Origin of the sequence: Pseudomonas mendocina (assembly GCF_003008615.1) — a bacterium.
In the GTDB taxonomy this organism is placed as follows: domain Bacteria; phylum Pseudomonadota; class Gammaproteobacteria; order Pseudomonadales; family Pseudomonadaceae; genus Aquipseudomonas; species Aquipseudomonas mendocina_C.
Genome location: NZ_CP027657.1, coordinates 2,161,936 through 2,184,864 on the forward strand (window position 1 = coordinate 2,161,936; position 22,929 = coordinate 2,184,864).

Here is a 22,929-nt window from a genome sequence, read left to right on the forward strand (position 1 = left end):
TTTTCTAGCAAAAATTGCGCCTCCAGATAAGGCGACGCAAGAAAATCCAGCCATCTTCTCACCCTTGTCCAATGCGGGTGGAGCGGCTGTTGGCTGTACGGCACATGCCGGGACAGGCTCAAGCATCGCCTATCCTGGGCTGCGACGCACAAAGTGCCACATCCAGACACACAACTATCGAAAATGATCGTTTCAGGTGCAATTTGCACCATATTGAACAGGCAAATTGCACCAATTAGGTGCGCAAAATGAAGCCACCCAACATCGCCACGGACTGACCTGCCTCAATGGCGCGGCGATCACCGGGAACTAGATTCCAACCATTGGATGTCTCCCGGAGAAACGCCATGCCCGTCATCGCACAAACCAGTACTCCACGCGTTCCATGGGGGCTGTTGCTCGCCCTGTTGGCGCTGGTCGGCATCATCCTGCTGCCTGAGCAGGCCGGCCTGCCGCTCGCCGGACAGCGCATGCTGGCGATCCTGGCTTTCGCCGTGATCGTCTGGATCAGTGAATCGGTCAGCTATGAAGTCAGCGCCATCATGATTCTGGCGCTGATGGCCTTCCTCCTTGGCAGCGCGCCGACGCTGAGCGACCCGGACACGCTGATCGGCACCAAGGACGCCTTGAGCATGGCGCTCGGCGGCTTCGCCAATTCGGCACTGGCACTGGTGGCCTCGGCATTGTTCATCGCCGCCGCAATGACCCAGACCGGGCTGGACAAGCGCATTGCCCTGCTGACCCTGTCTAAGGTCGGCGCCAGCACCCATCGCGTGCTACTGGGCGCCATCGTGGTGACCATATTGCTCAGCTTCATCGTGCCCAGCGCGACCGCGCGAGTGGCCTGCGTGGTGCCGATCATGATGGGGGTGATTGCTGCCTTCGGCGTCGACAAACGCTCGGCCTTCGCGGGTGGCATCATGATCCTGGTCGCCCAGGCCACCAGCATCTGGAACGTCGGCATCCAGACTTCGGCAGCGCAGAACCTGCTCACCGCCGGTTTCATGCATAAGCTGCTCGGCGAATCGGTGACCTGGACCGACTGGCTGATCGCCGGCGCACCCTGGAGCCTGCTGATGTCGGCGGTGCTGTACTGGGTGATACTGCGCGTGATGCCGCCGGAGACCGACCGTATCGAAGGCGGCAAGGAGGCGGTGCGCAAGGCACTCGCCGAGCTCGGCCCGATGACCTTCGACGAACGCAAGCTGCTGATCACCGTCCTCACCCTGCTCGGCTTCTGGGCCACCGAAGGCAAGCTGCACAGCTTCGATACGGCCTCCACTACTCTGGTGGGGCTTGCCGTTCTGCTGATGCCCGGCCTCGGCGTGATGAGCTGGAAACAGGCGCAGCCGCGCATTCCATGGGGCACGGTGATCGTCTTCGGCGTCGGCATCAGCCTCGGCAGCGCAGTGCTGGCCACCGGCGCCGGCACCTGGCTGGCCAGGCTGCTGGTGACCTACCTCGGCATGGAAGGGCTGTCACCGTTCTGGGTGTTCGCCGTGCTCGGCCTGTTCCTGATCCTCATCCACCTGGGTTTCGCCAGCGCCACGGCGCTGACCTCGGCCATGCTGCCGATCATGATCGCGCTGCTACTGCAGCTGGGCGGCGACATCAACCCGCTGGGCATGAGCATGCTGCTCGGCTACGTGGTTAGCTTCGGCTTCCTGCTGCCGATCAACGCGCCGCAGAACATGGTCTGCATCGGCACGGAAACCTTCACTGCACGGCAGTTCCTGCGTACCGGCATCTGGCTGACGCTGGTCGGCTACCTCCTGACGCTGGTGTTCGCGCTGACCTGGTGGCGCTGGCTAGGCTGGATCTGAACAGGCACTCTTGGGCCTTCACGACAAGGAGCATGCCAATGAGCAAGAACCTGCTGATCACCGGTGCCAGCCGTGGCATCGGTCGCGCTACCGCCCTGCTGGCCGCCACCCAGGGTTGGACGGTGGGCGTGAATTACCGAAGCGACCGCAGCGCCGCCGACGAAGTGGTGAAGCAGATTCTCGCGGCGGGCGGCCAGGCCGTCGCCCTGCAGGGCGACGTGGCCAACGAAGACGACGCGCAGCGCCTGTTCGAAGCCATGGACAAGCTCGGCACCCTGCACGGTCTGGTGGTCAACGCCGGTATCGTCGCCCCACCCATGCCGTTGCTGGACATGAGTGGCGAACGCCTGCGACGCATGTTCGACGTCAACGTGCTGGGCAGCTACCTCACCGCCCGCGAAGGCGCCCGGCGCATGGCGCGCAGTCGTGGCGGCGAAGGGGGCTCGATGGTGCTGGTGTCGTCGGTAGCCGCCAGCCTCGGCTCGCCATTCGAATACGTCGACTATGCCGGCGCCAAAGGCGCAATGGACGTGCTGACCCGCGGGCTGGCCAAGGAACTGGGCGGCGAGGGCGTGCGGGTCAACGCCGTGAGGCCAGGGCTGATCGACACCGAAATCCACGCTAGCGGCGGCCAACCGGGTCGCGCCGAGCGCCTGGGCAAGACCACACCACTAGGCCGCGCCGGACGGGCCGAAGAGGTCGCCGAAGCCATCGTCTGGCTGCTCGATGACAAGGCCAGCTACACCACCGGCGCGCTGATCGATATCGCGGGCGGCCGCTAAAGCACGCCCCATATCCCCTCGTATCCGCTGTGCACGGCGCACCCTAGGCGTTTAGCGCGAGGTAGGGTGCGCCATGCGTACCGCTGACAAGCCAGACGACTTTCCGCAGGCTCAATCCCAACGGGGCGCGAAGCCGGGGTTGGCGACCCGCTCGCCACGCTCCAGGGTGGCGATGACGGCCATGTCGTCGGCACTCAGGCGCAGCTCGGCGGCGCCCAGGTTGGCCGCCAGGTTCTCGCGTTTGGTCGAGGACGGAATCACCGCATAACCCTGCTGCAGCGACCAGGCCAGTGCCACCTGCGCCGGGCTGACGCCATGAGCGGCGGCGATACGCTGGATCTCCGGCTCGGCCAGCACCTTGCCGTAGGCCAGCGGCATGTAGGCAGTCAGGTGGATGCCCTGCTGACGGGCGAAATCCACCAACTGGCGGTTCTGCAGCAGCGGATGGATCTCCACCTGGTTGGTGGCGATCTCGTCGACACCCACGGCATCGATGGCCTGCCGTAGATGGGCAATGGTGAAGTTGGACACGCCAATCGCTGCCGTCAGCCCCTGGCGCTTGGCCTCCAGCAGCTCGCCCAGATACTGCGCCACGGGGATTTCATCGTTCGGCGACGGCCAGTGGATCAACGTCAGGTCGACCCGTTCCAGACCCAGGCGCTGCAGGCTCTCCTGCAGGCTGGCAAGTACCCGGCCGCTGCCGAGGTTTTCAGTCCAGATCTTGGTGGTGACGAACAACTCATCACGCGCCACGCTGCTAGCAGCGATGGCCTGGCCAACCGCGGCCTCGTTGCCGTAGATCTGCGCGGTGTCGATATGCCGGTAGCCCAACTCCAGCCCCGTGCGCACCGAGTCGATGGCAACCTGATCCTTGAGACGGAAAGTACCCAGGCCGAAAGGGGGAATGAATTTCATGCAGATCTCCTTGATCGATGTCCGAGGCGCGCCAGCGGCCCCGTGGTCACGGACAGGCCCGAAGGCAGTTGATGACGCGCAGTATCCGGGCCAGACTCATGCGGAAAAAGCCGATAGCCCAGCAAACACCTTTGACTGAAGATCAACAATGAAGATCAGCCTGGAAGAAATGCTCGCCTTCGTCAGCGTGGTCGACAGCGGCTCCATCAGCGCCGCCGCCGAGCAACTGGATCAGACCGCTTCCGGCGTCAGCCGTGCACTGAGTCGCCTGGAGGAAAAACTCGCGGTTACCCTGCTGCGCCGAACCACGCGGCGCCTGGAGCTGACCGAGGAGGGCGAGGTATTCCTGACCCAGGCGCGGCGTATTCTGGCCAGCGTAGAGGAGGCCGAGGAGCAGATGACACTACGGCGCCAGGCACCGGCCGGGCGCCTGCGCATCAATACTGCCTCGCCGTTCATGCTGCATGTGATCGTGCCGCTGATCGGCGACTTTCGTGCACGTTACCCCCAGATCGAGCTGGAATTGAACAGTGATGACCGCATCATCGACCTGCTGGAACGACGTACCGACCTGGCCATTCGCATCGGCCACCTGCCGGACTCCAGCCTGCATGCCCGGCCGTTGTGCCATAGCCGCCGCCGCGTGCTGGCCAGCCCCGCGTATCTGGCGCGCCATGGCGCACCGACACGTACCGAAGACCTCTCGCAGCACAGCCTGATCGGCTTCACCGAGCCGGACAGTCTCAACGAATGGCCGCTGCGCCACGCCCTCGGCGAACGCTGGCGCATCACCCCAAGCCTGCGCGCCTCCAGCGGCGACACCATGCTCGAACTGGCGCTGATCGGGGAAGGCCTGGTGTGCTTGTCGGACTTCATGACCGATGCCGCCCGCGCCAGCGGTGCACTGGTAGAAGTGCTGGCTGAACAACGCGTGGAGGTGCGCCAACCGGTCAATGCGGTGTACTACCGCAACACCGCACTGGCCTCACGCATCACCTGTTTCCTCGATTACCTAAGCGAGCGTCTGGGCTGCCCGGCCTAAGAGCGTGTTCAAAGTCTGCTGCGCGTCGGCCATGCAGCGTTGAAATCAAGCTCAGAATGCTCATTTACATCTCGTAAACTGCGCTTCTTCGCTCGATTTCGCCTTCCCTGGCTCTAGCTCGCGAGACTTTGAACAGGCTCTAAGAACCTGTTTACGATCTGCTGCGCGTCGGCGCTACTGCGTTAAAAACAAGCTCGGAAAGCCGCTTGCGGCTAACGCACTTCAGTGCGGCCCCGAAGGGGCGAGCGAAGCGAGTCATGCTCATTTACCACCCGTAAAGTCGAGCGCGACTCCGACCACTCCTCGCTTGTTTTTGCGGGGCCGCCATCGGTGTTGTATCGCTCTAGCTTGCGAGATCGTAAACAGGCTCTAAGGCACAAAGAAAAAGGCGACTCATTGAGTCGCCCTTTATCGTCAGCAGCGGATCACTGCGCGGCCTGCATGCTCCACTCGGCGAGCTTCTGCTGCTTGTAGCTGAGCGCGGCGGCTGGCACCGGGGTGACCTTGCCGGTCTCCATCCAGCGCTTGAGGCGGTTGGCGTCAGCCATGTGGGTGTACTTGCCGAAGGCGCCGAGCACGACGAACGCCACCGGGCGGTTGGCGATGGTGGTAGCCATCACCAGGCAGCGACCAGCGGCATTGGTGAAGCCGGTCTTGCTCAGGTTGATGTTCCAGTCCGCCTTGCGCACCAGGGCATTGGTGTTGCGAAAGCCCAGGGTGTAGTTGGGTTTGCGGAAGGCCACGGTGGCTTCCGAGTCGGTGCTGAACTGGTGGATCAACGGGTACTGGCTGGCGGCCTTGACCATCATCGCCAGATCACGCGCGGTGGCGACGTTCTGCTCCGACAGACCGGTCGGCTCAACGAAGTGGCTGTTGCGCATACCCAGCGCCTTGGCCTTGGCGTTCATGGCCGCGACGAAGGCCGAGTGGCCACCTGGGTAGTGGTGGGCGAGGCTGGCGGCGGCGCGGTTTTCCGAGGACATCAGTGCCAGGTGCAGCATCTCGCGGCGCGTGATCTCGCTGCCCACTCGCACACGAGAGAACACGCCCTGCATTTCCTGGGTATCGCGGATGGTGATCGGCAGTACCTCGTCCAGTGGCAGCTTGGCGTCGAGCACTACCATGGCGGTCATCAGCTTGGTGACCGAAGCGACCGGCAGGCGTAGATCCGGATTACTGGAATAGAGCTCCTGGCCAGTTTTCAGATCGATCAGCAATGCGCTACCGGCGGCCAGCTCCTGCTTTGGCTGGGCCGGCGCGGCCTGGAGGTTCGAAACAACAAGGCTGCTGCACAGCAGCAAACCCAAAATCGAATGACGGAGTTTCACGGTTCACTTCACCGGTTGGAGTGTGGGAGCCGCTGGCAGGTGATGAAAAAAGACCGGCTAGAGCGGCGGCGACCAGTATAGGGATCACGCTTGGCTATTGCAGTATGGCCCGGTCAAACGGTTGCTGCTGGCGAATCCAGCTCAGCCTGCAACCAGTCGACGAAACGCTCGGTCAGGCGCTGGCGACGCTTACGCTCGGGCAGTACCAGGTAATAGCCAAGCGCCGAGTGCGCTTCGGCGTCACCCAGACGACAGAGCAGCCCCTGCGCGAGAAGTTCATCCACCAGATGGCGCCAGCCGATGGCCACGCCTTGCCCGGCGATGGCCGCCTGGATCAGCAGGGTGTAGTTGTCGAAGCGCAGCGCGCCGGGTGTCGGCAGGCTGGCGATGCCGAGGGCGCGGAACAAGCCCTCCCAGTCGAACCAGCGCGAGCGGTGCTCCGGGCGCAGGTGCAACAGCGGCAGCTCGGTCAGCACAGCGCTCGGCAGCGGCGGCTGGCGCTCGCCGAGCAGGCGCGGGCTGCACACCGGGAACACCTCCTCGCGAAACAGCAGGTGCGCTTCGCCGTGCTTGAAGCGGCCGTCACCGAAGTGGATCGCCACATCGATCTCGCTGGACAGCGTGGCCGTATCGCGCTCGCTGGTGATCAGACTGACGTCCACTTCCGGGTACAGGCGATTGAAGCGCTGCAGACGCGGCATCAGCCAGTAGGCGGCGAAAGCGAAGTCGGTGGCCACCTGCAGCACCTCATGCTGCTGCCGCGCGGTGACCGCGACGAGCCCGGCGTCGAGGCTGGCCAAGCCCTCCTGCACATGGCTCAGCAGCAGCTCGCCGGCCTCGGTCAGGACGATGCCGCGATAGACGCGGTCGAACAGGCGCGTCGCCAGTTGTTGTTCCAGGCGCTTGATCTGCTGGCTGATGGCCGGCTGGCTGCTGCCCAGCTCGCTGGCGGCGGCGGTGAAACTGAGCTGGCGCGCCGCCGACTCGAACACCCGCAATGCGTCGAGCGACAGCCCATCGATGGCTTTAAACATAAGCTCTGCTTATCCGAGGCATGTGTCGCAGCCGGGTTTACCCTGCTGCCGTTCTACCGGAATCATGGTGCCAGCACTGTCGCATAAACCAACAGTATGGAATACCCGCCACCATGAAGCGCCCGAACATCCTCTTCATCATGGCCGACCAGATGGCCGCGCCGATCCTGCCGCTGCACGATGCTGCCTCGCCGGTGCAGATGCCCAACCTGATGAAGCTGGCCGAGCAGGCCGTGGTGTTCGACTCAGCCTACTGCAACAGCCCGCTCTGTGCGCCATCGCGCTTCACCCTGGTCAGCGGCCGCCTGCCATCGAAGATCGGTGCCTACGACAACGCCGCCGATTTTCCCGCCGACGTACCCACCTACGCCCACTACCTGCGCCGCCTCGGCTACCGCACCGCACTGTCGGGCAAGATGCACTTCTGCGGCCCGGATCAGTTGCACGGCTACGAGGAGCGTCTGACCAGCGACATCTACCCGGCCGACTACGGTTGGGCGGTGAACTGGGACGAGCCGGACGTGCGCGCCAGCTGGTACCACAACATGTCCTCGGTGCTGCAGGCCGGCCCGTGCGTGCGCAGCAACCAGCTGGATTTCGACGAAGAGGTGGTGTTCAAGGCCCGTCAGTACCTCTACGACCACGTGCGCATGAGTCCGGATCAGCCGTTCTGCCTGACTGTATCGATGACCCACCCGCACGACCCCTACACCATCCCGTGCGAATACTGGGATCGCTACGAGGGCGTGGACATTCCCATGCCGCGCCAGCACATCGACCAGGCCGAGCAGGATCCGCACTCGCAGCGCCTGCTCAAGGTCATCGACCTGTGGGACAAGCCGTTGCCCGAGGACAAGATCCGCGAAGCCCGCCGCGCCTACTTCGGCGCCTGCAGCTATATCGACGACAACATCGGCAAGCTGCTGAAGACCCTGGAGGAATGCGGCCTGGCCGAGGACACCCTGATCGTCTTCTCCGGCGACCACGGCGACATGCTGGGTGAGCGCGGCCTCTGGTACAAGATGCACTGGTTCGAGATGTCCGCCCGCGTGCCGCTGCTGGTACATGCGCCGAAACGCTTCGCCGCGCACCGGGTGAGCCAGTCGGTTTCGACCCTCGATCTCTTGCCGACCCTGGTAGAACTGGCCGGCGGCCAGATCGACGATGACCTGGAACTGGAGGGCCACTCGCTGCTGCCACATCTGCAAGGCAAGGGCGGCCACGATGAAGTGCTCGGCGAATACATGGCCGAGGGCACCGTCAGCCCACTGATGATGATTCGCCGCGGCCCGTGGAAGTTCATCTACTCCAATCAGGATCCACTGCTGCTGTTCGATCTGGACAGCGACCCGTTCGAACGTCAGAACCTGGCCGAGTCCAGCGAGCATCGCGGCATCCTCGCCGGTTTCGTCGCCGAAGCATGCGAGCGCTGGGACATCCCGACCATCCACGCCGCCACCCTCGCCAGCCAGCGTCGCCGCCGTCTGGTGGCCGAGGCGCTAAGCCAGGGCAAGCTGACCAGTTGGGATCACCAGCCCTGGGTCGATGCCAGCCAGCAATACATGCGCAACCACATCGACCTCGACGATCTGGAGCGCCGCGCCCGTTTTCCCCAGGTATGAATCTTTGCCTACTGCCGCCCCCAAAAGGACACCTATAAAAACTACCTGCGTTGCCATCACTGCGTTAAAAACAGGCTCAAAATGCTCATTTACAACTCGTAAACTGCGCTTTTTCGCCTGTTTTTGCCTTGCGCTGGCTGCCTCGCCTACGTTTTTAGAGGTGCCCACACAGAAGAAAAAAGGAGAGACGCCATGAACCGATTCAGCGTGCTACTACTCGCCGCAGCGCTCACCAGCGCCGGCAATGTCTGGGCCGAAGACGCCGCCTGCGGCACGGTCAAGCTGGGTGACCCGGGCTGGAGCGACATTGCCGTGACCAACGGCATCGCCCGCTTCCTGCTCGAAGGCCTCGGCTATCAGACCCAGAGCCAGACCCTGGCGGTGCCGATCATTTTCGCCGGGCTGCAGAAGGGGCAGATCGACGTCTTCCTCGGCAACTGGATGCCGGCGCAACAGAGCAACTACGACAAGTTCGTCGCCAGCGGCGAGGTCGACAAGCTGGCGCAGAACCTCGAAGGCACCGAGTACACCCTGGCCGTGCCGACCTATGCCTATGAGGCTGGAGTGAAGACCTTCGCCGACCTCGACAAGCACGCCGACAAGTTCGGCAAGAAGCTCTATGGCATCGCTTCCGGCTCGCCGGCCAACGAGTCGATCAAGCAGATGATCGCTGGCGATGAGTTCGGCCTGGGCGACTGGCAACTGGTGGAATCCAGCGAACAGGCGATGCTGGTGCAGGTCGGCCGCGCGGTGCGCCGCGATCAGTACGTGGTGTTCCTCGGCTGGACACCGCACCCGATGAACGTGCAGTACGACATGAAGTACCTCAAGGGTGGCGAGAAATATTTCGGCGACAGCGGACAGGTCAACACCCTGGCGCGCAAGGGCTATGCCGCGCAGTGCCCGAACGTCGGCAAGCTGCTCGCCAACCTCAAGTTCACCCAGGACATGGAGAACGCCATCATGGATCAGGTGCTGAGCAAGGAAGTCAGCAACGACGCCGCGATAAAGGCCTGGATCACAGCCAACCCGCAGGTGCTCGATGGCTGGCTGGACGGCGTCACCACCCGCGATGGCGGCGAGGGTCTGGCTGCCGTGAAGACCCGTCTGTAACGCCCTCCCGATCACGGGCAGCCAGCGGTTGCCCGTGCGAGTTTCGCCATGCCGCTACCTGACAAACAGGCGCTGCTGCCGTTTCTGCGCTGGCTACCAGGCGTCGACTGTCGCACCCTCGGCAACGACGCGCTGGCGGGCCTGACCGGCGCCATCCTGGCACTGCCGCAATCGCTGGCCTATGCGCTGATCGCTGGCCTACCAGCCGAGTACGGTCTCTACGCCGCCATCGTGCCGGTGCTCATCGCCTGCCTGTGGGGCTCGTCCTGGCACCTGATCTGCGGGCCGACGGCGGCCATCTCCATCGTCCTGTTCACCAGCGTCAGCCCCATGGCCACGGCGGGCAGCGAGCACTTCATCGCCCTGATCCTGCAGCTGACCTTTCTCGCAGGGCTGTTCCAGTGGCTGCTCGGTCTGCTGCGTTTCGGTGCGCTGGTGAATTTCGTCTCACAGTCGGTGGTGCTCGGTTTCACCCTCGGCGCCGCGCTGGTAATCGCCATCGGCCAGGTGCCCAACCTGCTCGGCGTCGAGTTGCCAAGCCAGGCGACGGCGCTGGCAAGCCTGCTGCAGATCAGCCAGCACCTGCCCGAGGTGCATTGGCCAAGCCTGACCGTGGCGGGCATCACCCTGCTGCTGAGCCTGGCGATACGCCGACTCTGGCCACGGGCACCGGCGTTGCTCCTCGGCTTGCTGCTCGGCAGCCTACTGGTGGCGTTGCTGCCGGCACGCTACAGCGGCGAGATCGCCCTGGTTGCGTCCTTCGCCGGTAGCCTGCCGCCCTTCGCAGTGCTCGATTTCAACCTCAACGCGGTGCTGCAACTGCTGCCATCGGCAGTGGCCTGCGGCATGCTCGGGCTGGTCACCAGCCTGTCCATCGCTCGCGCCCTGGCGGTGAAGTCGCACCAGTTCCTCGATGCCAATCAGGAAGTGCGCGCTCAGGGCCTGTCGAACATACTCGGGCCTTGGTTCTGCGGTTCGCTATCGGCCGGCTCCTTCACCCGCTCGGCGTTGAATCTGCAGGCGGGGGCGCGCACGCCACTGGCCGGGGTTTTCTCCGCGCTGCTGGTGGCGCTGTTCGCCCTGTTCGGCGCGTCGCTGCTGGCACATATCCCGCTGCCGGTGATGGCCGCCGGTATCCTGCTGATCTGCTGGGGTCTGGTGGATCTAGCGGCGATTCGCGCGTTGCGCCGGGTCAGCCACGCCGAGTTCGTGGTGATGCTGCTGACCTTCGCCGCCACCCTGCTGCTGGAGCTGCAGACGGCGATCTACGCCGGCGTGCTGGCCTCGCTGTTCTTCTACCTCAAGCGCACCTCGCAGCCGCGCGTGCGCCTGTGGCAGGACGGCGATGACGAGGTGCTGCGTATCGAGGGCTCGATCTTCTTCGGCGCCTGCCAGTACATCCAGCAACTGCTGCAGAACAGCCATGCACCGCGTCTGGTGATCGACGCCCGGCATATCAACTTCATCGACTACGCCGGGGTGGAGATGCTGCACCAGGAGGCGCGTCGCCTGCAGGTGCTGCAACGCCACCTGGTGCTGCGCCAGGCACGCCCGCAGGTGGTGGAGGAAATCCTCAAGCTGGAAGGCCGCGCCGGCTGCCCGTTGCGCTTCGAGGAGTGAGCAATGTGCTCTGACATCGCGCCGACCCGGTGCGCGCGGCGCACCCTACACGCCACCTATGAGCTCTACCGTAGGGTGCGCCATGCGCACCGATGGCACCGCCAATTACGGGGTGAGCGTGCTCAGATCCAGCGGACGCACCTGGCCGAGCCACAGCGGCCAGTCACGATGATCGCGCAGCTCATCGTCGGTGATCGGGTGCACCAGCACATTGAGACCGTCGCGCCGCTGCATCAGCCAGGGCACCAGTTCACCGAACAGCTCAGGGCGGAAAGCTAGTTGGCAGCTCCAGTCCGGGTGCGGGCCAACCGGACGTTGATGCATTCGCCCCATCTTCAGCGGAAAACGCCGTGCAGCCTCCTCGCACAATATGCGGGCCTGCTCGAGGGTGGCGGCGTCGAAATAGACGTGAGCGTGGTAGCCCTTGATCCGCAGCAGCTCCTCGTCACTCATCACGCTCAGCCCGCCAGTTGACGGCGCAGCTCGGCCAGTACCGGCGCGGTGTCCGGACGCACGCCGCGCCACAATGCGAAGGCCTCGGCAGCCTGCCCGACCAGCATGCCGAGGCCATCGAGGCAACGCGCCGCACCGTGCTCGGCGGCCCAGCGATTGAAGGCGGTCGCTTCGCGGCTGTACATCATGTCGTAGCAAACGGTGTGGCCAGGCTGGATCAGGCTCGGGGCAATGGGTGGCAGGTCACCGCCGAGGCTGGCCGAGGTGCCGTTGACGATCAGATCCACCGGGGCGTCGATCCAGTCGAAACCGGCAGCGACCAGTGGGCCAAGATCGGCGAATTCGCGTACCAGTTGCTCGGCCTTGGCCACCGTGCGGTTGGCGATTACCAGCACCGCCGGGCGCTGCGCCAGAAAAGGCTCGAGCACACCGCGCACCGCGCCACCCGCACCGAGGATAAGAATGCGTTTGCCGGCCAGGGCGAAGCCGGCGTTGTCCTGCAGATCACGGGTCAGCCCAGCACCGTCGGTGTTGTCACCTAACAGGCGACCGCCTTCGAGCTTCTTCAGCGTGTTCACCGCGCCGGCGCGGCGCGCGCGCTCGGTGAGCTCGTCGCAAAGGCGAAAAGCCTCTTCCTTGAACGGCACGGTGACATTGCCGCCCAGGCCTTCGGTGAAGAAGGCACGGGCATTGGCGGTGAAATCGTCCAGCGGCGCCAGGCGTGCCTGATAGTCGAGCACCTGGCCGGTCTGCTCGGCGAACAGACGATGAATCTGCGGCGATTTGCTGTGACCGATGGGGTTGCCGAAGACGCAGTAGCGATCCATAGAATTCCTGGCGGTGGTAGCCGGATACAATCCGGGAACGGGCGAAGGGACTCCCGGATTTCATCCGGGCTACAGAACTCGTTAGGGTGCGCTATGCGCACCGGATGGTGTTTGGTGCGCACGGCGCACCCTACCCAGATTATGCCTGCACGAGCCAGTCGCGATCGGTCAGGAAATACTCGGTCAGACGCGCTTCCTCGCTACCCGGCTCCGGCTTCCAGTCGTAACCCCAACGCACGTGCGGCGGCAGCGACATGAGGATCGACTCGGTGCGCCCGCCCGACTGCAGGCCGAACAGGGTGCCACGGTCGAACACCAGGTTGAACTCGACGTAGCGGCCGCGACGAAAGGCCTGGAACTCGCGCTCACGCTCGCCGAACGGCGTCAGCTTACGGCGCTGGACGATGGGCAGATAGGCCTGAATGTAGGCATCACCGATGGCGCGAATGAAGGCGAAGCAGGTGTCGAAATCCCACTCATTGAGGTCATCGAAGAACAGTCCGCCAATACCGCGCGGCTCGCCGCGATGCTTGAGGTGGAAGTAGCGGTCGCACCAGGCCTTGAACTTCGGATAGACCTCGGCGCCGAACGGCTCGCACGCATCGCGGGCGACCTGGTGCCAGTACACGCAATCTTCTTCGTTGGCGTAGTAGGGCGTCAGGTCGAAGCCACCGCCGAACCACCACACAGGTTCCTCGCCTTCCTTCTCCGCGCTGAAGAAGCGCACGTTGGCGTGCGAGGTGGGCACGTAGGGGTTTTCCGGGTGGATCACCAGCGACACACCCAGGGCCTGGAAGCCACGACCGGCCAGCTCGGGACGATGAGCGCTGGCCGAGGGCGGCAGGCTGTCGCCGAACACGTGAGAGAAATTCACCCCGCCTTTTTCGATCAGCGCGCCGTTCTCGATCACCCGCGTACGACCGCCACCACCGGCTGGACGCTGCCAGGCGTCCTCGGCGAAAACGGCCTGGCCGTCTTCGGCTTGCAGGGCGGAGCAGATGCGATCTTGCAGGTCGAGCAGGTAGGCCTTCACGGCCTCGGTACGGTCAGTCACGGCGGCACCTTGAACAGAGAGCGGGTCGAAATCGGCGGGCAGCATAGCATTCACCCAGGCACATCCGCAGTTGACGTCGGTCAATCAGGACGATTGGATAGACCCTTTCGCCGCATGCAGCGGCTCCGACCAAATAAGGAATCCGAGATGGCCAAGCGTATTCAGTTCAGCCAGCACGGCGGCAGCGAAGTGCTGGAGTACCGTGACTACCAGCCGGCAGCTCCAGGCCCGCGCGAGGTACGAGTCGCCAACAAGGCCATCGGCCTGAACTTCATCGACACCTATTACCGCAATGGCCTCTACGTGCCTCCAGCCCTGCCGTCGAGCCTGGGCACCGAAGCCGCCGGCGTGGTCGAGGCGGTCGGCAGCGAAGTCACCCGTTTCGCTGTCGGTGACCGTGTGGCCTACGCCACCGGCCCGCTGGGCTCCTACGGTGAGCTGCATGTGTTGTCGGCAGACAACCTGGTGCACCTGCCGGACAGCATCAGTTTCGAGGAAGCTGCCGCTGTCATCCTCAAGGGCCTGACCGTGCAGTATCTGCTGCGCCAGACCTATGAGCTCAAGGGCGGCGAAACCATTCTTTTCCATGCGGCTGCCGGTGGCGTTGGCTCGTTCGCCTGCCAGTGGGCCAAGGCCCTGGGTGTGAAACTGATCGGTACCGTCAGCTCGGCGAAAAAGGCTGCCCTTGCCAAGGAGCTGGGTGCCTGGGCGACCATCGACTACAGCCATGAGAACGTCGTCCAGCGCGTGCTGGAGCTGACTGACGGGGCCAAGTGCCCGGTGGTCTATGACGGCGTCGGCAAGGACACCTGGGAAACCTCGCTGGACTGCGTGGCGCCCCGCGGCCTGCTGGTCAGCTTCGGCAATGCCTCCGGCGCGGTCACCGGGGTCAACCTGGGCATCCTTGCGCAGAAGGGCTCGCTGTACGTCACGAGGCCGACCCTGGCCAGCTACGCCAACACGCCGCAAAACCTGCAAGCCATGGCCGACGAACTGTTCGCGATGATCGCCAGCGGCAAACTGCAGGTGGAAATCAGCAACCGCTATGCACTCAAGGATGCCGCCGCCGCCCAGGATGCGATGAGCGCACGCAAGACCACCGGTTCGACCATCCTCTTGCCATGACGGTAGGGTGCGCCATGCGCACCGCCCCTGCCGCGAGTGCAGTCTTGATGGTGCGCACAACGCAAGCACGGGGGTTATTCCCGGATTGTATACGCGCTACGAGGCTGCCCTAGAAATCGGCCAGACCTTCGCGGCTAAAGCCCCTCCCACAGGCGTACGGACTGTAGGAGGGGCTTTAGCCGCGAGCTTTTTCGGCGCGAGCGTAATTCAGTCAGGAAGGGCGGATCACATCGCCCGTGCGCAGGTCGCGGATCAGGCTGGGGTTCTTGCGCCCCCCCAGGGCACCGACCAGCACTTTGTCCAACTCACCCGGAAAGTACTGCTCCACACGCAGGCGTGAACGTGCCGAAGGGCGGCCGGCCGGGTTGGCCGAGGTGGAGATCAACGGCCCGGTGTAGCGGCACAGTGCACGTACCAGCGGATGATCACTGACACGCAGGGCAACAGTGTCGTGCTGACCGGTCACCCACTCGGGCAAACGATTCTGATGCGGCACCAGCCAGGTATTCGGCCCAGGCCAACTACCGGCGAGACGCTCCTGCCAGACCTCGGGCAGGTCATCGAGAAGAAAGTCGAATTGCTCGATGTCGTCGGCGACCAGGATCAGTCCCTTGTGCATCGGTCGCTCCTTGAGCGCCAGCAGACGATCCACCGCAGCTTCGTTCCACGGGTCACAACCCAGCCCCCAGACCGCCTCGGTCGGATAAGCGATCACGCCCCCCTCACGCACCACCCGCGCCGTTTGCTGTATCTGCCAATTGCTGGCCATCGACTGTCTCCCGCTGAACGAATGGGCGGCAGTCTATCCAAGTCGGCCATGCGACTGTAGCCCGGACGCGATGCGCGATGACCGGTATGAACGGCCGGGCTTTATCCGGCTAGGGGTTTCGCGCCAGCCAGCGCCCAGCCTCGTTGCATACCAAACCATCCAGCTCCAGTTCGGTCAGTGCCGCCAGCACATCTGCCAGCGCCCAGCCACTACTCTGCACCAGGGCTTCGGTGCTGTGCGGTGCGGCATGTAGCAGCGCCAGAAGCGGATGCTCGACCCTGGTGGCTCGAACCGGAGCAAGGCTGATGCGCGGAGCCTGCCAGCCTTGTAGCGCTTCGAGAATATGGTCGATGCTCTCCACCAGCGTGGCACCATCGCGAATCAGTTGATGGCAACCGCGTGCTCCCGGGTGGTGGATCGAACCGGGAATGGCATACACCTCGCGCCCTTGCTCGGCGGCCAGTCGTGCGGTGATCAGAGACCCGCTGGAAGGGCTGGCCTCGACCACCAGCACGCCGACCGAGAGACCGCTGATGATTCGATTACGCCGGGGAAAGTTGCTCGCCTGAGGCGGACAATCCAGCGGCAACTCGGAAACCAGAGCACTGCCCCGTTCGACGATCTGCGCCGCCAACCGGGCATGTCGCCGGGGGTACAAGCACTGCAACCCCGTACCGAGCACCGCCACTGTCCTGCCACCCCCGTCCAGGGCGCCTTGGTGCGCGGCGCCGTCGATTCCCAAGGCCAGGCCACTGGTGATCGCAAAACCACCGGCTGCCAGGCTGCGGGCAAAGGCGCGAGCGTTATCCAGGCCAGGCTGCGAGGCACGCCGACTGCCGACCATCGCCAGCTGCGGCAACTCCAGCACACTCGGATCACCCGCCACGAACAACAGTGGCGGCGCATCCGCCAGCTCAGCGAGCAACCCCGGGTAGTGCGGGTCATCCCACATCAGCAGGTGTTGATCAGGCACTTCCAGCCACAGCAGTGCCGCTGCCGCTCGTTCGCGAATTTCCGCACTGCGCCTGGGCTCGGCGCAAGCGGCTGGCAACCCGAGAGCCCGCCAGGCGCTGGCTGGCGCACTGAGAGCAGACGACGCACTGTCGAAAGCACTGAGCAGCTTGCGGAAACGTCGCGGCCCCAATTCCGGCAGCAAATGCAGGCGTAGGCGGGCTTCGAGTTCGGCGGGAGACAGCGAGGCAGGAATAGGCATGATGATTCGTCCCTGATCGATGACGTCGCCATCCTGGCGACCAGAAAGCATGAGCCCCGCGATTGCGGGGCTCATCGGGTATTACGGATTGCGAACCTTGTCCATCACGGCCAGTTGGCGTGTAGCGCCAAGTACCAGGCCATAGCTGAGCTTGTCGTAGGTGCGGAACACCATCAGCAGACCAGAACGCTCATCCGGAATTTTTACGCTTTCACCCGTGACGCGATCACGTACGGTCTCACCCGTTTTGTACACCGCCAGCACGTTGCCGATCTCCAGACCATCGCGCGCGCCCTTGTTCAGGGTGACTACGTCGAACTGACCGATCTGGGTCACACCACGCGGCACATCGAGAATCAGACCATTGATCTCACTGGCCGGCTCGCTGGGCATGAAGGTGGAGTTGATCGCGCGCTCCTCGGTGGGGAACAAGCGGTCGCCAAGACGCACTTCCTGGGTCGAGCGACTCAACACCAGCGTACCGATGTCACCTTCTTCAGCGACGATTTCACCGGTACCGATGTCATCGGCATTGATACCGAGGAATTCCTTGGTATCCGGATCCGTGTAGGTCTTGCCCTGACGGAAGATGCCGTAGACCGGGTGCTGCTCATCGAACTGGCCACGAGCATAGACACGATCCCCTGCACCGCTGACCACGCGCTCAGCGTTACCGGCGACGACGTAGGGCTTACCACTGAAGTCTTCCGGGGTGTCGACGATGCGGTTGCTCAGCAGGAAACTGTTGATAGCCTCCAGCGGAATGGTCGGTATCGCCTCGGCCATCGGCGTGCTGCGCACCTGTGGTGACAGCTTGATGGTGCCGCGCGACTCGCCACGGTTGAGCATCAGGCGCGGCTGACCATCGATGTAGACGAGGTTTAGGGTGTCACCGGGATAGATCAGGTGCGGATTGGAAACCTGCGGGTTGGCATGCCAGATTTCCGGCCACTTCCACGGTTGGCGCAGGAATTTTCCGGAGATGTCCCAGAGGGTATCGCCCTTGACCACGGTGTAACGGTCCGGATGACCGTCCTTGAGCTGCACTTCGGCCAGGGCCATTCCGGTCTGGGCCAATCCGCCGGCTGCAACGAGCAGCAGGGCGAGTAGTGATTTCCTCATGCGGTGAATCCCTTTATTATGTGCCTTCACGTGAAGCGCCCTAGCGCCGCGTTCAAACCCGCTGAATCCGCGGCGTGAAGCCGTTTTTCAATGCTGTTCATCATCTTAGCAGCGGATTTTGACTTTATTCCACAAGTGCATCACAAACGCATATGGCGATCCTGAATATCCTCGAATTTCCTGATCCACGCCTGCGTACCATCGCCAAACCGGTGGACGTCGTGGACGACTCCATCCGTCAACTGGTCGACGACATGTTCGAGACCATGTACGACGCACCCGGTATCGGCCTGGCCGCGACGCAGGTCAACGTGCACAAACGCGTGGTGGTCATGGATCTGTCCGAGGACAAGTCCGAGCCGCGGGTGTTCATCAACCCCGAGTTCGAGTCTTTGACCGACGAGATGGACCAGTACCAGGAAGGTTGCCTGTCGGTGCCCGGCTTCTACGAGAACGTCGACCGCCCGCAGAAGGTCAGGATCAAGGCGCTGGATCGCGATGGCCAGCCCTATGAGCTGATCGCCGAAGGCCTGCTGGCCGTGTGCATCCAGCACGAGTGCGATCACCTCAACGGCAAGCTGTTCGTCGACTACCTGTCCAGCCTCAAGCGCGACCGGATCAAGAAGAAGCTGGAAAAACAGCATCGCCAGCGCGCTTGAGCCCCCATCCAGAAGGCTTGCCACGGCAAGCCTTTTTCTTTAGCGAGCCCCCATGCCTGATTCACTGCGTATCGTCTTTGCCGGCACCCCGGAATTCGCCGCCGAGCACCTCAAGGCCCTGCTGGCCAGCCCGCACCAGATCATCGCCGTCTACACCCAGCCGGATCGCCCGGCCGGCCGTGGCCAGAAGCTGATGCCCAGCCCGGTCAAGCAGCTCGCCGTCGAGCACGGTATCCCGGTCTACCAGCCGGCCAGCCTGCGCAGTGAAGAGGCTCAGGCCGAGCTGGCGGCACTGCAGCCGGATCTGATGGTGGTGGTCGCCTACGGCCTGATCCTGCCGCAGGTGGTGCTCGACACCCCGCGCCTGGGCTGCATCAACAGTCACGCCTCCTTGCTGCCTCGCTGGCGTGGCGCCGCGCCGATCCAGCGCGCGGTGCAAGCCGGCGACGCCGAGAGTGGCGTCACCGTGATGCAGATGGAGGCCGGCCTCGACACCGGGCCGATGCTGCTCAAGGTCAGCACGCCGATCAGCGCCAGCGACACCGGCGGCAGCCTGCACGACCGCCTCGCCCAGCTCGGCCCGCAGGCGGTACTGCAGGCCATCGAGGGCCTGGCCGCCGGCACGCTGAAGGGCGAAGTGCAGGACAATGCCCTGGCCAACTATGCACACAAGCTGAACAAGGACGAGGCACGCCTCGACTTCAGCCGCCCGGCCGTGGAACTGGAGCGCCTGGTGCGCGCCTTCCACCCCTGGCCGATCTGCCACACCACGCTGGGCAGTGATGCACTCAAGGTGCATGCGGCCGAGATCGGTGAAGGCGAGGGCGCCCCGGGCAGTATTCTCGCCGCCGACAAAAACGGCCTGACCGTGGCCTGTGGCGAAGGCGCGCTGCGCCTGACCCGACTGCAATTGCCCGGCGGCAAGCCGCTGGCCTTCAGTGACCTCTATAACAGCCGCCGCGAGCAGTTCGCGCCTGGCCTGGTGCTCGGTCAATGAATCCACGTCTGGCTGCCGCACGCGCCCTGACTGCCGTGCTGTCCGGCAAGGCCTCGTTGGGCAGTAGCCTGCCGCCGCAGTTGGACAAGGTCGAGCACCACGACCGCGCCCTGGCGCAGGATCTGGCCTTCGGCGCCGCACGCTGGCAGCCGCGCCTGCAACTGCTGGCCGAGAAGCTGCTGGAGAAACCCTTCAAGACCGCCGACAAGGACGTGGAAGCGCTGCTGCTGATCGGCCTCTACCAGTTGCTGCACAGCCGCATCCCCGAGCACGCCGCCATCGGCGAAACGGTCGGCTGCGCCGGCGCACTGAAGAAGCCCTGGGCCAAGGGCCTGCTCAACGCCGTGCTGCGCCGCGCTCAGCGCGAGCATGAAGCGATTTTCGCCGAACTCGATCGCGATCCGGTGCTGCACACCGCGCACCCGCGCTGGCTGCAAAAACAGCTCAAGGCCTTCTGGCCCGAGCACTGGCAAGCCATCTGCGCCGCCAACAACGCGCATCCGCCGCTGATCCTGCGGGTCAATCGCCGCCATGGCAGCCGTGATGAGTACCTGGCCGAACTGCGCAGCGCCGGCTTCGAGGCCGTGCCCTGCACCTACAGCCGCGACGGCGTGCGCCTGTTGCAACCCTGCGACGTGACCACGCTGCCCGGCTTCAGGGAGGGCCGCGTCAGCGTGCAGGATGAAGCGGCACAGCTGGCCGCCGACCTGCTAGAACTGGCGCCCGACCAGCGCGTGCTCGACGCCTGCGCCGCACCGGGCGGCAAGACCTGTCACCTGCTGGAAGTCGAGCCGGCGTTGAGTGAAGTGGTTGCCGTCGATCTGGAGGCCAAACGCCTGGCACGGGTGCGCGAAAACCTCGACCGTCTGCGCCTCGACGCCACGCTGATCGCCGCCGATGGCCGCAATACCGCCGCCTGGTGGGATGGCCAGCCGTTCCAACGCATCCTGCTCGATGCACCCTGTTCGGCCACCGGCGTAATCCGCCGCCACCCGGACATCAAGCTGACACGCCAGCCCGAGGACATTCCCGCCCTGGCACAGCTACAGGGCGAGCTGCTCAATGCGCTGTGGCCGACCCTGGCCCCCGGCGGCATCCTGCTCTATGCCACCTGCTCGGTACTGCCGACGGAAAACAGCGAAACCATCGCCGCGTTCCTCGCCCGCACTCCCGATGCTCAGGAAGTCGCCATCGCTGGCGAGTTCGGCCTGCAGCCAGCCCACGGCCGCCAACTGCTGCCACAGTTGGACGGCCACGACGGCTTCTACTATGCCAAGCTGCTCAAAATGCCATAGGTACTTTGAAAGAGTCGTCATTCCCGCGAAGAGCCTGTCCTCGAAACGCTCTTGGTCGGGGACGGGAACCCAGAGAGCCACAGCGCCTGGGCTCCCGCCTTCGCGGGAGTGACAGTAAGGTTACTCAGCATTTCTCCAACGGAGCGTATCGGTGAAAATCATCATTCTCGGCGCCGGCCAGGTGGGTGGAACCCTGGCAGAACACCTCGCCAGCGAGGCCAACGACATCACCGTGGTCGACACCGACGGCGACCGCCTGCGCGACCTTGGCGATCGTCTGGACATTCGCACCGTGCAGGGCAAGGGCTCCTTCCCCACCGTGCTGCGCCAGGCCGGCGCCGATGACGCCGACATGCTGGTGGCGGTGACCAACAGCGACGAAGTCAACATGATCGCCTGTCAGGTGGCCTATACCCTGTTCCACACGCCGACGCGTATCGCCCGCGTGCGCGAGGCCGCCTACCTGACCCGCGAAGCGCTGTTCGACAACGAAGCGATCCCGGTCGACGTGCTGATCAGCCCCGAACAGGTGGTGACCAACTACATCAAGCGCCTGATCGAATACCCCGGCGCCCTGCAGGTGATCGACTTCGCCGAAGGCAAGGCGCAACTGGTGGCGGTCAAGGCCTACTACGGCGGCCCGCTGGTGGGCCAGCAGCTGCGCCAGATCCGCGCGCACATGCCCAACGTCGACACCCGCGTAGCGGCCATCTTTCGCCGCAACCGACCGATCATGCCGCAGGGCGACACGGTCATCGAGGCCGATGACGAGGTGTTCTTCATCGCCGCCAAGGCGCACATCCGCGCGGTGATGAGCGAGATGCGCCGCCTCGAGGACGACTACAAGAAAGTGGTCATCGCCGGCGGCGGGCATATCGGCGAGCGCCTGGCCGAAGCCATCGAGAGTCGCTACCAGGTGAAGATCATCGAGATGAACCCGGCGCGCTGCCGCTACCTCTCGGAAAACCTGGAAAGCACCATCGTCCTGCAGGGCAGTGCCTCCGACCGCGACCTGCTGATGGAAGAGAACATCAACGACGCCGACATCTTCCTGGCGCTGACCAACGACGACGAGGCCAACATCATGTCCTCGCTGCTGGCCAAGCGCATGGGCGCGCGCAAGGTGATGACCATCATCAACAACCCGGCCTACGTCGACCTGGTGCAGGGCGGCGAGATCGACATCGCCATCAGCCCGCAGCTGGCCACCATCGGCACCCTGCTGACCCATGTGCGCCGCGGCGATATCGAGAGCGTGCACAGCCTGCGTCGTGGCGCCGCCGAAGCGCTGGAGGTGATTGCCCACGGCGACGCCAAATCGAGCAAGGTGATCGGCCGCATGATCAAGGACATCGCCCTGCCACCGAGCACCACCATCGGCGCCATCATTCGCGACGAGGAAGTGCTGATCGCCCATGACAGCACGGTGATCGAGTCCGGCGACCACGTGATCCTGTTCCTGGTCGACAAGAAGTACATCCGCGACGTCGAGCGCCTGTTCCAGGCTGGCCTGACGTTCTTCTGAGTCCCTCATCACATCCGGCTACCAGCGCGTAGCCCGGATGAAATCCGGGGATGCCCACATAACGATGCAGGAGCCAAGATGAGTACCGAAGCGCTGGAAAAGATGCTGGCCAAGGGCATGGACAACGCCCTGCTGCGATTCGGCCTGGGCAAGGGTTATCTGGATGGCGGCAATGCCGCACAGGCGGCCGAGCACCTGCAACGCTGTGTCGAGTTCGACCCAAGTTACTCCGCCGCCTGGAAGCTGCTGGGCAAGGCGCTGCAGGTCGAGGGCGACCACGACGGCGCTCGCCGGGCCTGGCAGCAGGGCATCGCCGCGGCACAGGCCAAGGGCGACAAGCAGGCCGAGAAGGAAATGACGGTGTTCCTGCGCAAGCTGGACAAGCCACGCTGATCGACTCGGTGCGCACGGCCTGGGCACACCCTACAGCACCGTTGTGAACCGTAGGGTGCGCCGTGCGCACCGAAACAAAACCATCACCTCCTGTTCTCAGGGACTCAAGCTGTCGCGGCTGATGTCCCTCCCACACTTTCGTCTGCAACTCTGCGAATGGATGGCCGAAGCACCGAGCCAGCCGCGGTGCGCACAGCGCACCCTACGCCGTTCAGCCA

Annotated in this window: 21 protein-coding genes; 12 read left to right on the forward strand and 9 right to left on the reverse strand. The window is 64.2% G+C overall.

What is annotated here, in order from left to right:
* Positions 1–347: 347 nt before the first annotated feature.
* Positions 348–1,823 carry a DASS family sodium-coupled anion symporter gene (locus tag C7A17_RS10050; RefSeq protein ID WP_106737897.1) on the forward strand — a complete coding sequence of 492 codons (1,476 nt, stop codon included), beginning with the start codon at positions 348–350 and terminating at the stop codon, positions 1,821–1,823.
* Between the two features lie 38 nt (positions 1,824–1,861).
* Positions 1,862–2,605: an SDR family oxidoreductase gene (locus C7A17_RS10055; protein ID WP_106737898.1), complete on the forward strand. Its 744-nt coding sequence runs from the start codon at positions 1,862–1,864 to the stop codon at positions 2,603–2,605.
* A gap of 111 nt (positions 2,606–2,716) precedes the next feature.
* On the opposite strand, the gene dkgB is transcribed toward C7A17_RS10055, so the two are convergent.
* Positions 2,717–3,520, reverse strand: a complete 804-nt coding sequence (dkgB, locus tag C7A17_RS10060) for a 2,5-didehydrogluconate reductase DkgB (protein WP_106737899.1) — start codon at positions 3,518–3,520, stop codon at positions 2,717–2,719.
* A 148-nt stretch (positions 3,521–3,668) separates the two neighbouring features.
* On the opposite strand from dkgB, the gene C7A17_RS10065 reads away from it, so the two are divergent.
* Positions 3,669–4,562, forward strand: coding sequence for a LysR substrate-binding domain-containing protein (locus tag C7A17_RS10065; RefSeq protein ID WP_106737900.1), 894 nt, complete (start codon positions 3,669–3,671; stop codon positions 4,560–4,562).
* A gap of 425 nt (positions 4,563–4,987) precedes the next feature.
* On the opposite strand, the gene pbpG is transcribed toward C7A17_RS10065, so the two are convergent.
* Both pbpG and C7A17_RS10075 read right to left on the reverse strand, forming a co-directional pair.
* Positions 4,988–5,890: a D-alanyl-D-alanine endopeptidase gene (gene pbpG, locus C7A17_RS10070; RefSeq protein WP_106737901.1), complete on the reverse strand. Its 903-nt coding sequence runs from the start codon at positions 5,888–5,890 to the stop codon at positions 4,988–4,990.
* A gap of 113 nt (positions 5,891–6,003) precedes the next feature.
* Complete coding sequence (locus C7A17_RS10075; RefSeq protein WP_106737902.1) at positions 6,004–6,924, reverse strand: choline sulfate utilization transcriptional regulator; 921 nt, start codon at positions 6,922–6,924, stop codon at positions 6,004–6,006.
* A gap of 113 nt (positions 6,925–7,037) precedes the next feature.
* Here C7A17_RS10075 and betC point away from each other — a divergent pair, with 113 nt between their 5' ends.
* The 3 genes from betC (at position 7,038) to C7A17_RS10095 (ending at position 11,279) form a co-directional block, all read left to right on the forward strand.
* Positions 7,038–8,546, forward strand: coding sequence for a choline-sulfatase (gene betC, locus C7A17_RS10080; protein WP_106737903.1), 1,509 nt, complete (start codon positions 7,038–7,040; stop codon positions 8,544–8,546).
* A 192-nt stretch (positions 8,547–8,738) separates the two neighbouring features.
* Positions 8,739–9,659: a choline ABC transporter substrate-binding protein gene (choX, locus tag C7A17_RS10090; RefSeq protein WP_106737904.1), complete on the forward strand. Its 921-nt coding sequence runs from the start codon at positions 8,739–8,741 to the stop codon at positions 9,657–9,659.
* Positions 9,660–9,707: 48 nt separating this feature from the next.
* Positions 9,708–11,279 (forward strand): SulP family inorganic anion transporter, encoded by a 1,572-nt coding sequence (locus tag C7A17_RS10095; RefSeq protein ID WP_106737905.1) that lies wholly within the window; start codon positions 9,708–9,710, stop codon positions 11,277–11,279.
* Positions 11,280–11,384: 105 nt separating this feature from the next.
* Here the strand turns inward: C7A17_RS10095 and C7A17_RS10100 are convergent, their stop codons facing one another.
* The 3 genes from C7A17_RS10100 to hemF form a co-directional block, all read right to left on the reverse strand.
* The gene (locus C7A17_RS10100; protein ID WP_106737906.1) at positions 11,385–11,732 is read right to left on the reverse strand and encodes a DOPA 4,5-dioxygenase family protein; all 348 of its coding nucleotides are present in this window, start codon (positions 11,730–11,732) and stop codon (positions 11,385–11,387) included.
* A gap of 5 nt (positions 11,733–11,737) precedes the next feature.
* On the reverse strand, positions 11,738–12,559 hold the full coding sequence (gene aroE, locus C7A17_RS10105; protein ID WP_106737907.1) for a shikimate dehydrogenase: 822 nt from the start codon (positions 12,557–12,559) through the stop codon (positions 11,738–11,740).
* 139 nt (positions 12,560–12,698) lie between these two features.
* Positions 12,699–13,613, reverse strand: coding sequence for an oxygen-dependent coproporphyrinogen oxidase (hemF, locus tag C7A17_RS10110; protein WP_106742851.1), 915 nt, complete (start codon positions 13,611–13,613; stop codon positions 12,699–12,701).
* Positions 13,614–13,760: 147 nt separating this feature from the next.
* Here hemF and C7A17_RS10115 point away from each other — a divergent pair, with 147 nt between their 5' ends.
* Complete coding sequence (locus C7A17_RS10115; protein ID WP_106737908.1) at positions 13,761–14,738, forward strand: NADPH:quinone reductase; 978 nt, start codon at positions 13,761–13,763, stop codon at positions 14,736–14,738.
* Positions 14,739–14,949: 211 nt separating this feature from the next.
* On the opposite strand, the gene tsaC is transcribed toward C7A17_RS10115, so the two are convergent.
* From tsaC to C7A17_RS10130, 3 genes are all read right to left on the reverse strand, one after another.
* A complete protein-coding gene (gene tsaC, locus C7A17_RS10120; protein ID WP_106737909.1) occupies positions 14,950–15,507 on the reverse strand; it encodes an L-threonylcarbamoyladenylate synthase type 1 TsaC in 558 nt (185 codons plus the stop codon).
* Between the two features lie 109 nt (positions 15,508–15,616).
* Positions 15,617–16,720: a DNA-processing protein DprA gene (dprA, locus tag C7A17_RS10125; protein WP_106742854.1), complete on the reverse strand. Its 1,104-nt coding sequence runs from the start codon at positions 16,718–16,720 to the stop codon at positions 15,617–15,619.
* Positions 16,721–16,801: 81 nt separating this feature from the next.
* Positions 16,802–17,842: a LysM peptidoglycan-binding domain-containing protein gene (locus C7A17_RS10130; protein ID WP_106737910.1), complete on the reverse strand. Its 1,041-nt coding sequence runs from the start codon at positions 17,840–17,842 to the stop codon at positions 16,802–16,804.
* Positions 17,843–17,994: 152 nt separating this feature from the next.
* On the opposite strand from C7A17_RS10130, the gene def reads away from it, so the two are divergent.
* The 5 genes from def to C7A17_RS10155 all read left to right on the forward strand — a co-directional run bounded on the left by def (position 17,995) and on the right by C7A17_RS10155 (position 22,711).
* Positions 17,995–18,501 carry a peptide deformylase gene (gene def, locus C7A17_RS10135; protein ID WP_106737911.1) on the forward strand — a complete coding sequence of 169 codons (507 nt, stop codon included), beginning with the start codon at positions 17,995–17,997 and terminating at the stop codon, positions 18,499–18,501.
* A gap of 52 nt (positions 18,502–18,553) precedes the next feature.
* Positions 18,554–19,498 (forward strand): methionyl-tRNA formyltransferase, encoded by a 945-nt coding sequence (fmt, locus tag C7A17_RS10140; RefSeq protein ID WP_106737912.1) that lies wholly within the window; start codon positions 18,554–18,556, stop codon positions 19,496–19,498.
* Complete coding sequence (gene rsmB / locus C7A17_RS10145; RefSeq protein WP_106737913.1) at positions 19,495–20,793, forward strand: 16S rRNA (cytosine(967)-C(5))-methyltransferase RsmB; 1,299 nt, start codon at positions 19,495–19,497, stop codon at positions 20,791–20,793. The genes fmt and rsmB overlap by 4 nt, the downstream gene beginning before the upstream one ends.
* Before the next feature lie 151 nt (positions 20,794–20,944).
* Positions 20,945–22,318 carry a Trk system potassium transporter TrkA gene (gene trkA / locus C7A17_RS10150; protein WP_106737914.1) on the forward strand — a complete coding sequence of 458 codons (1,374 nt, stop codon included), beginning with the start codon at positions 20,945–20,947 and terminating at the stop codon, positions 22,316–22,318.
* 78 nt (positions 22,319–22,396) lie between these two features.
* Positions 22,397–22,711 carry a tetratricopeptide repeat protein gene (locus C7A17_RS10155; RefSeq protein WP_106737915.1) on the forward strand — a complete coding sequence of 105 codons (315 nt, stop codon included), beginning with the start codon at positions 22,397–22,399 and terminating at the stop codon, positions 22,709–22,711.
* Positions 22,712–22,929: the final 218 nt, after the last annotated feature.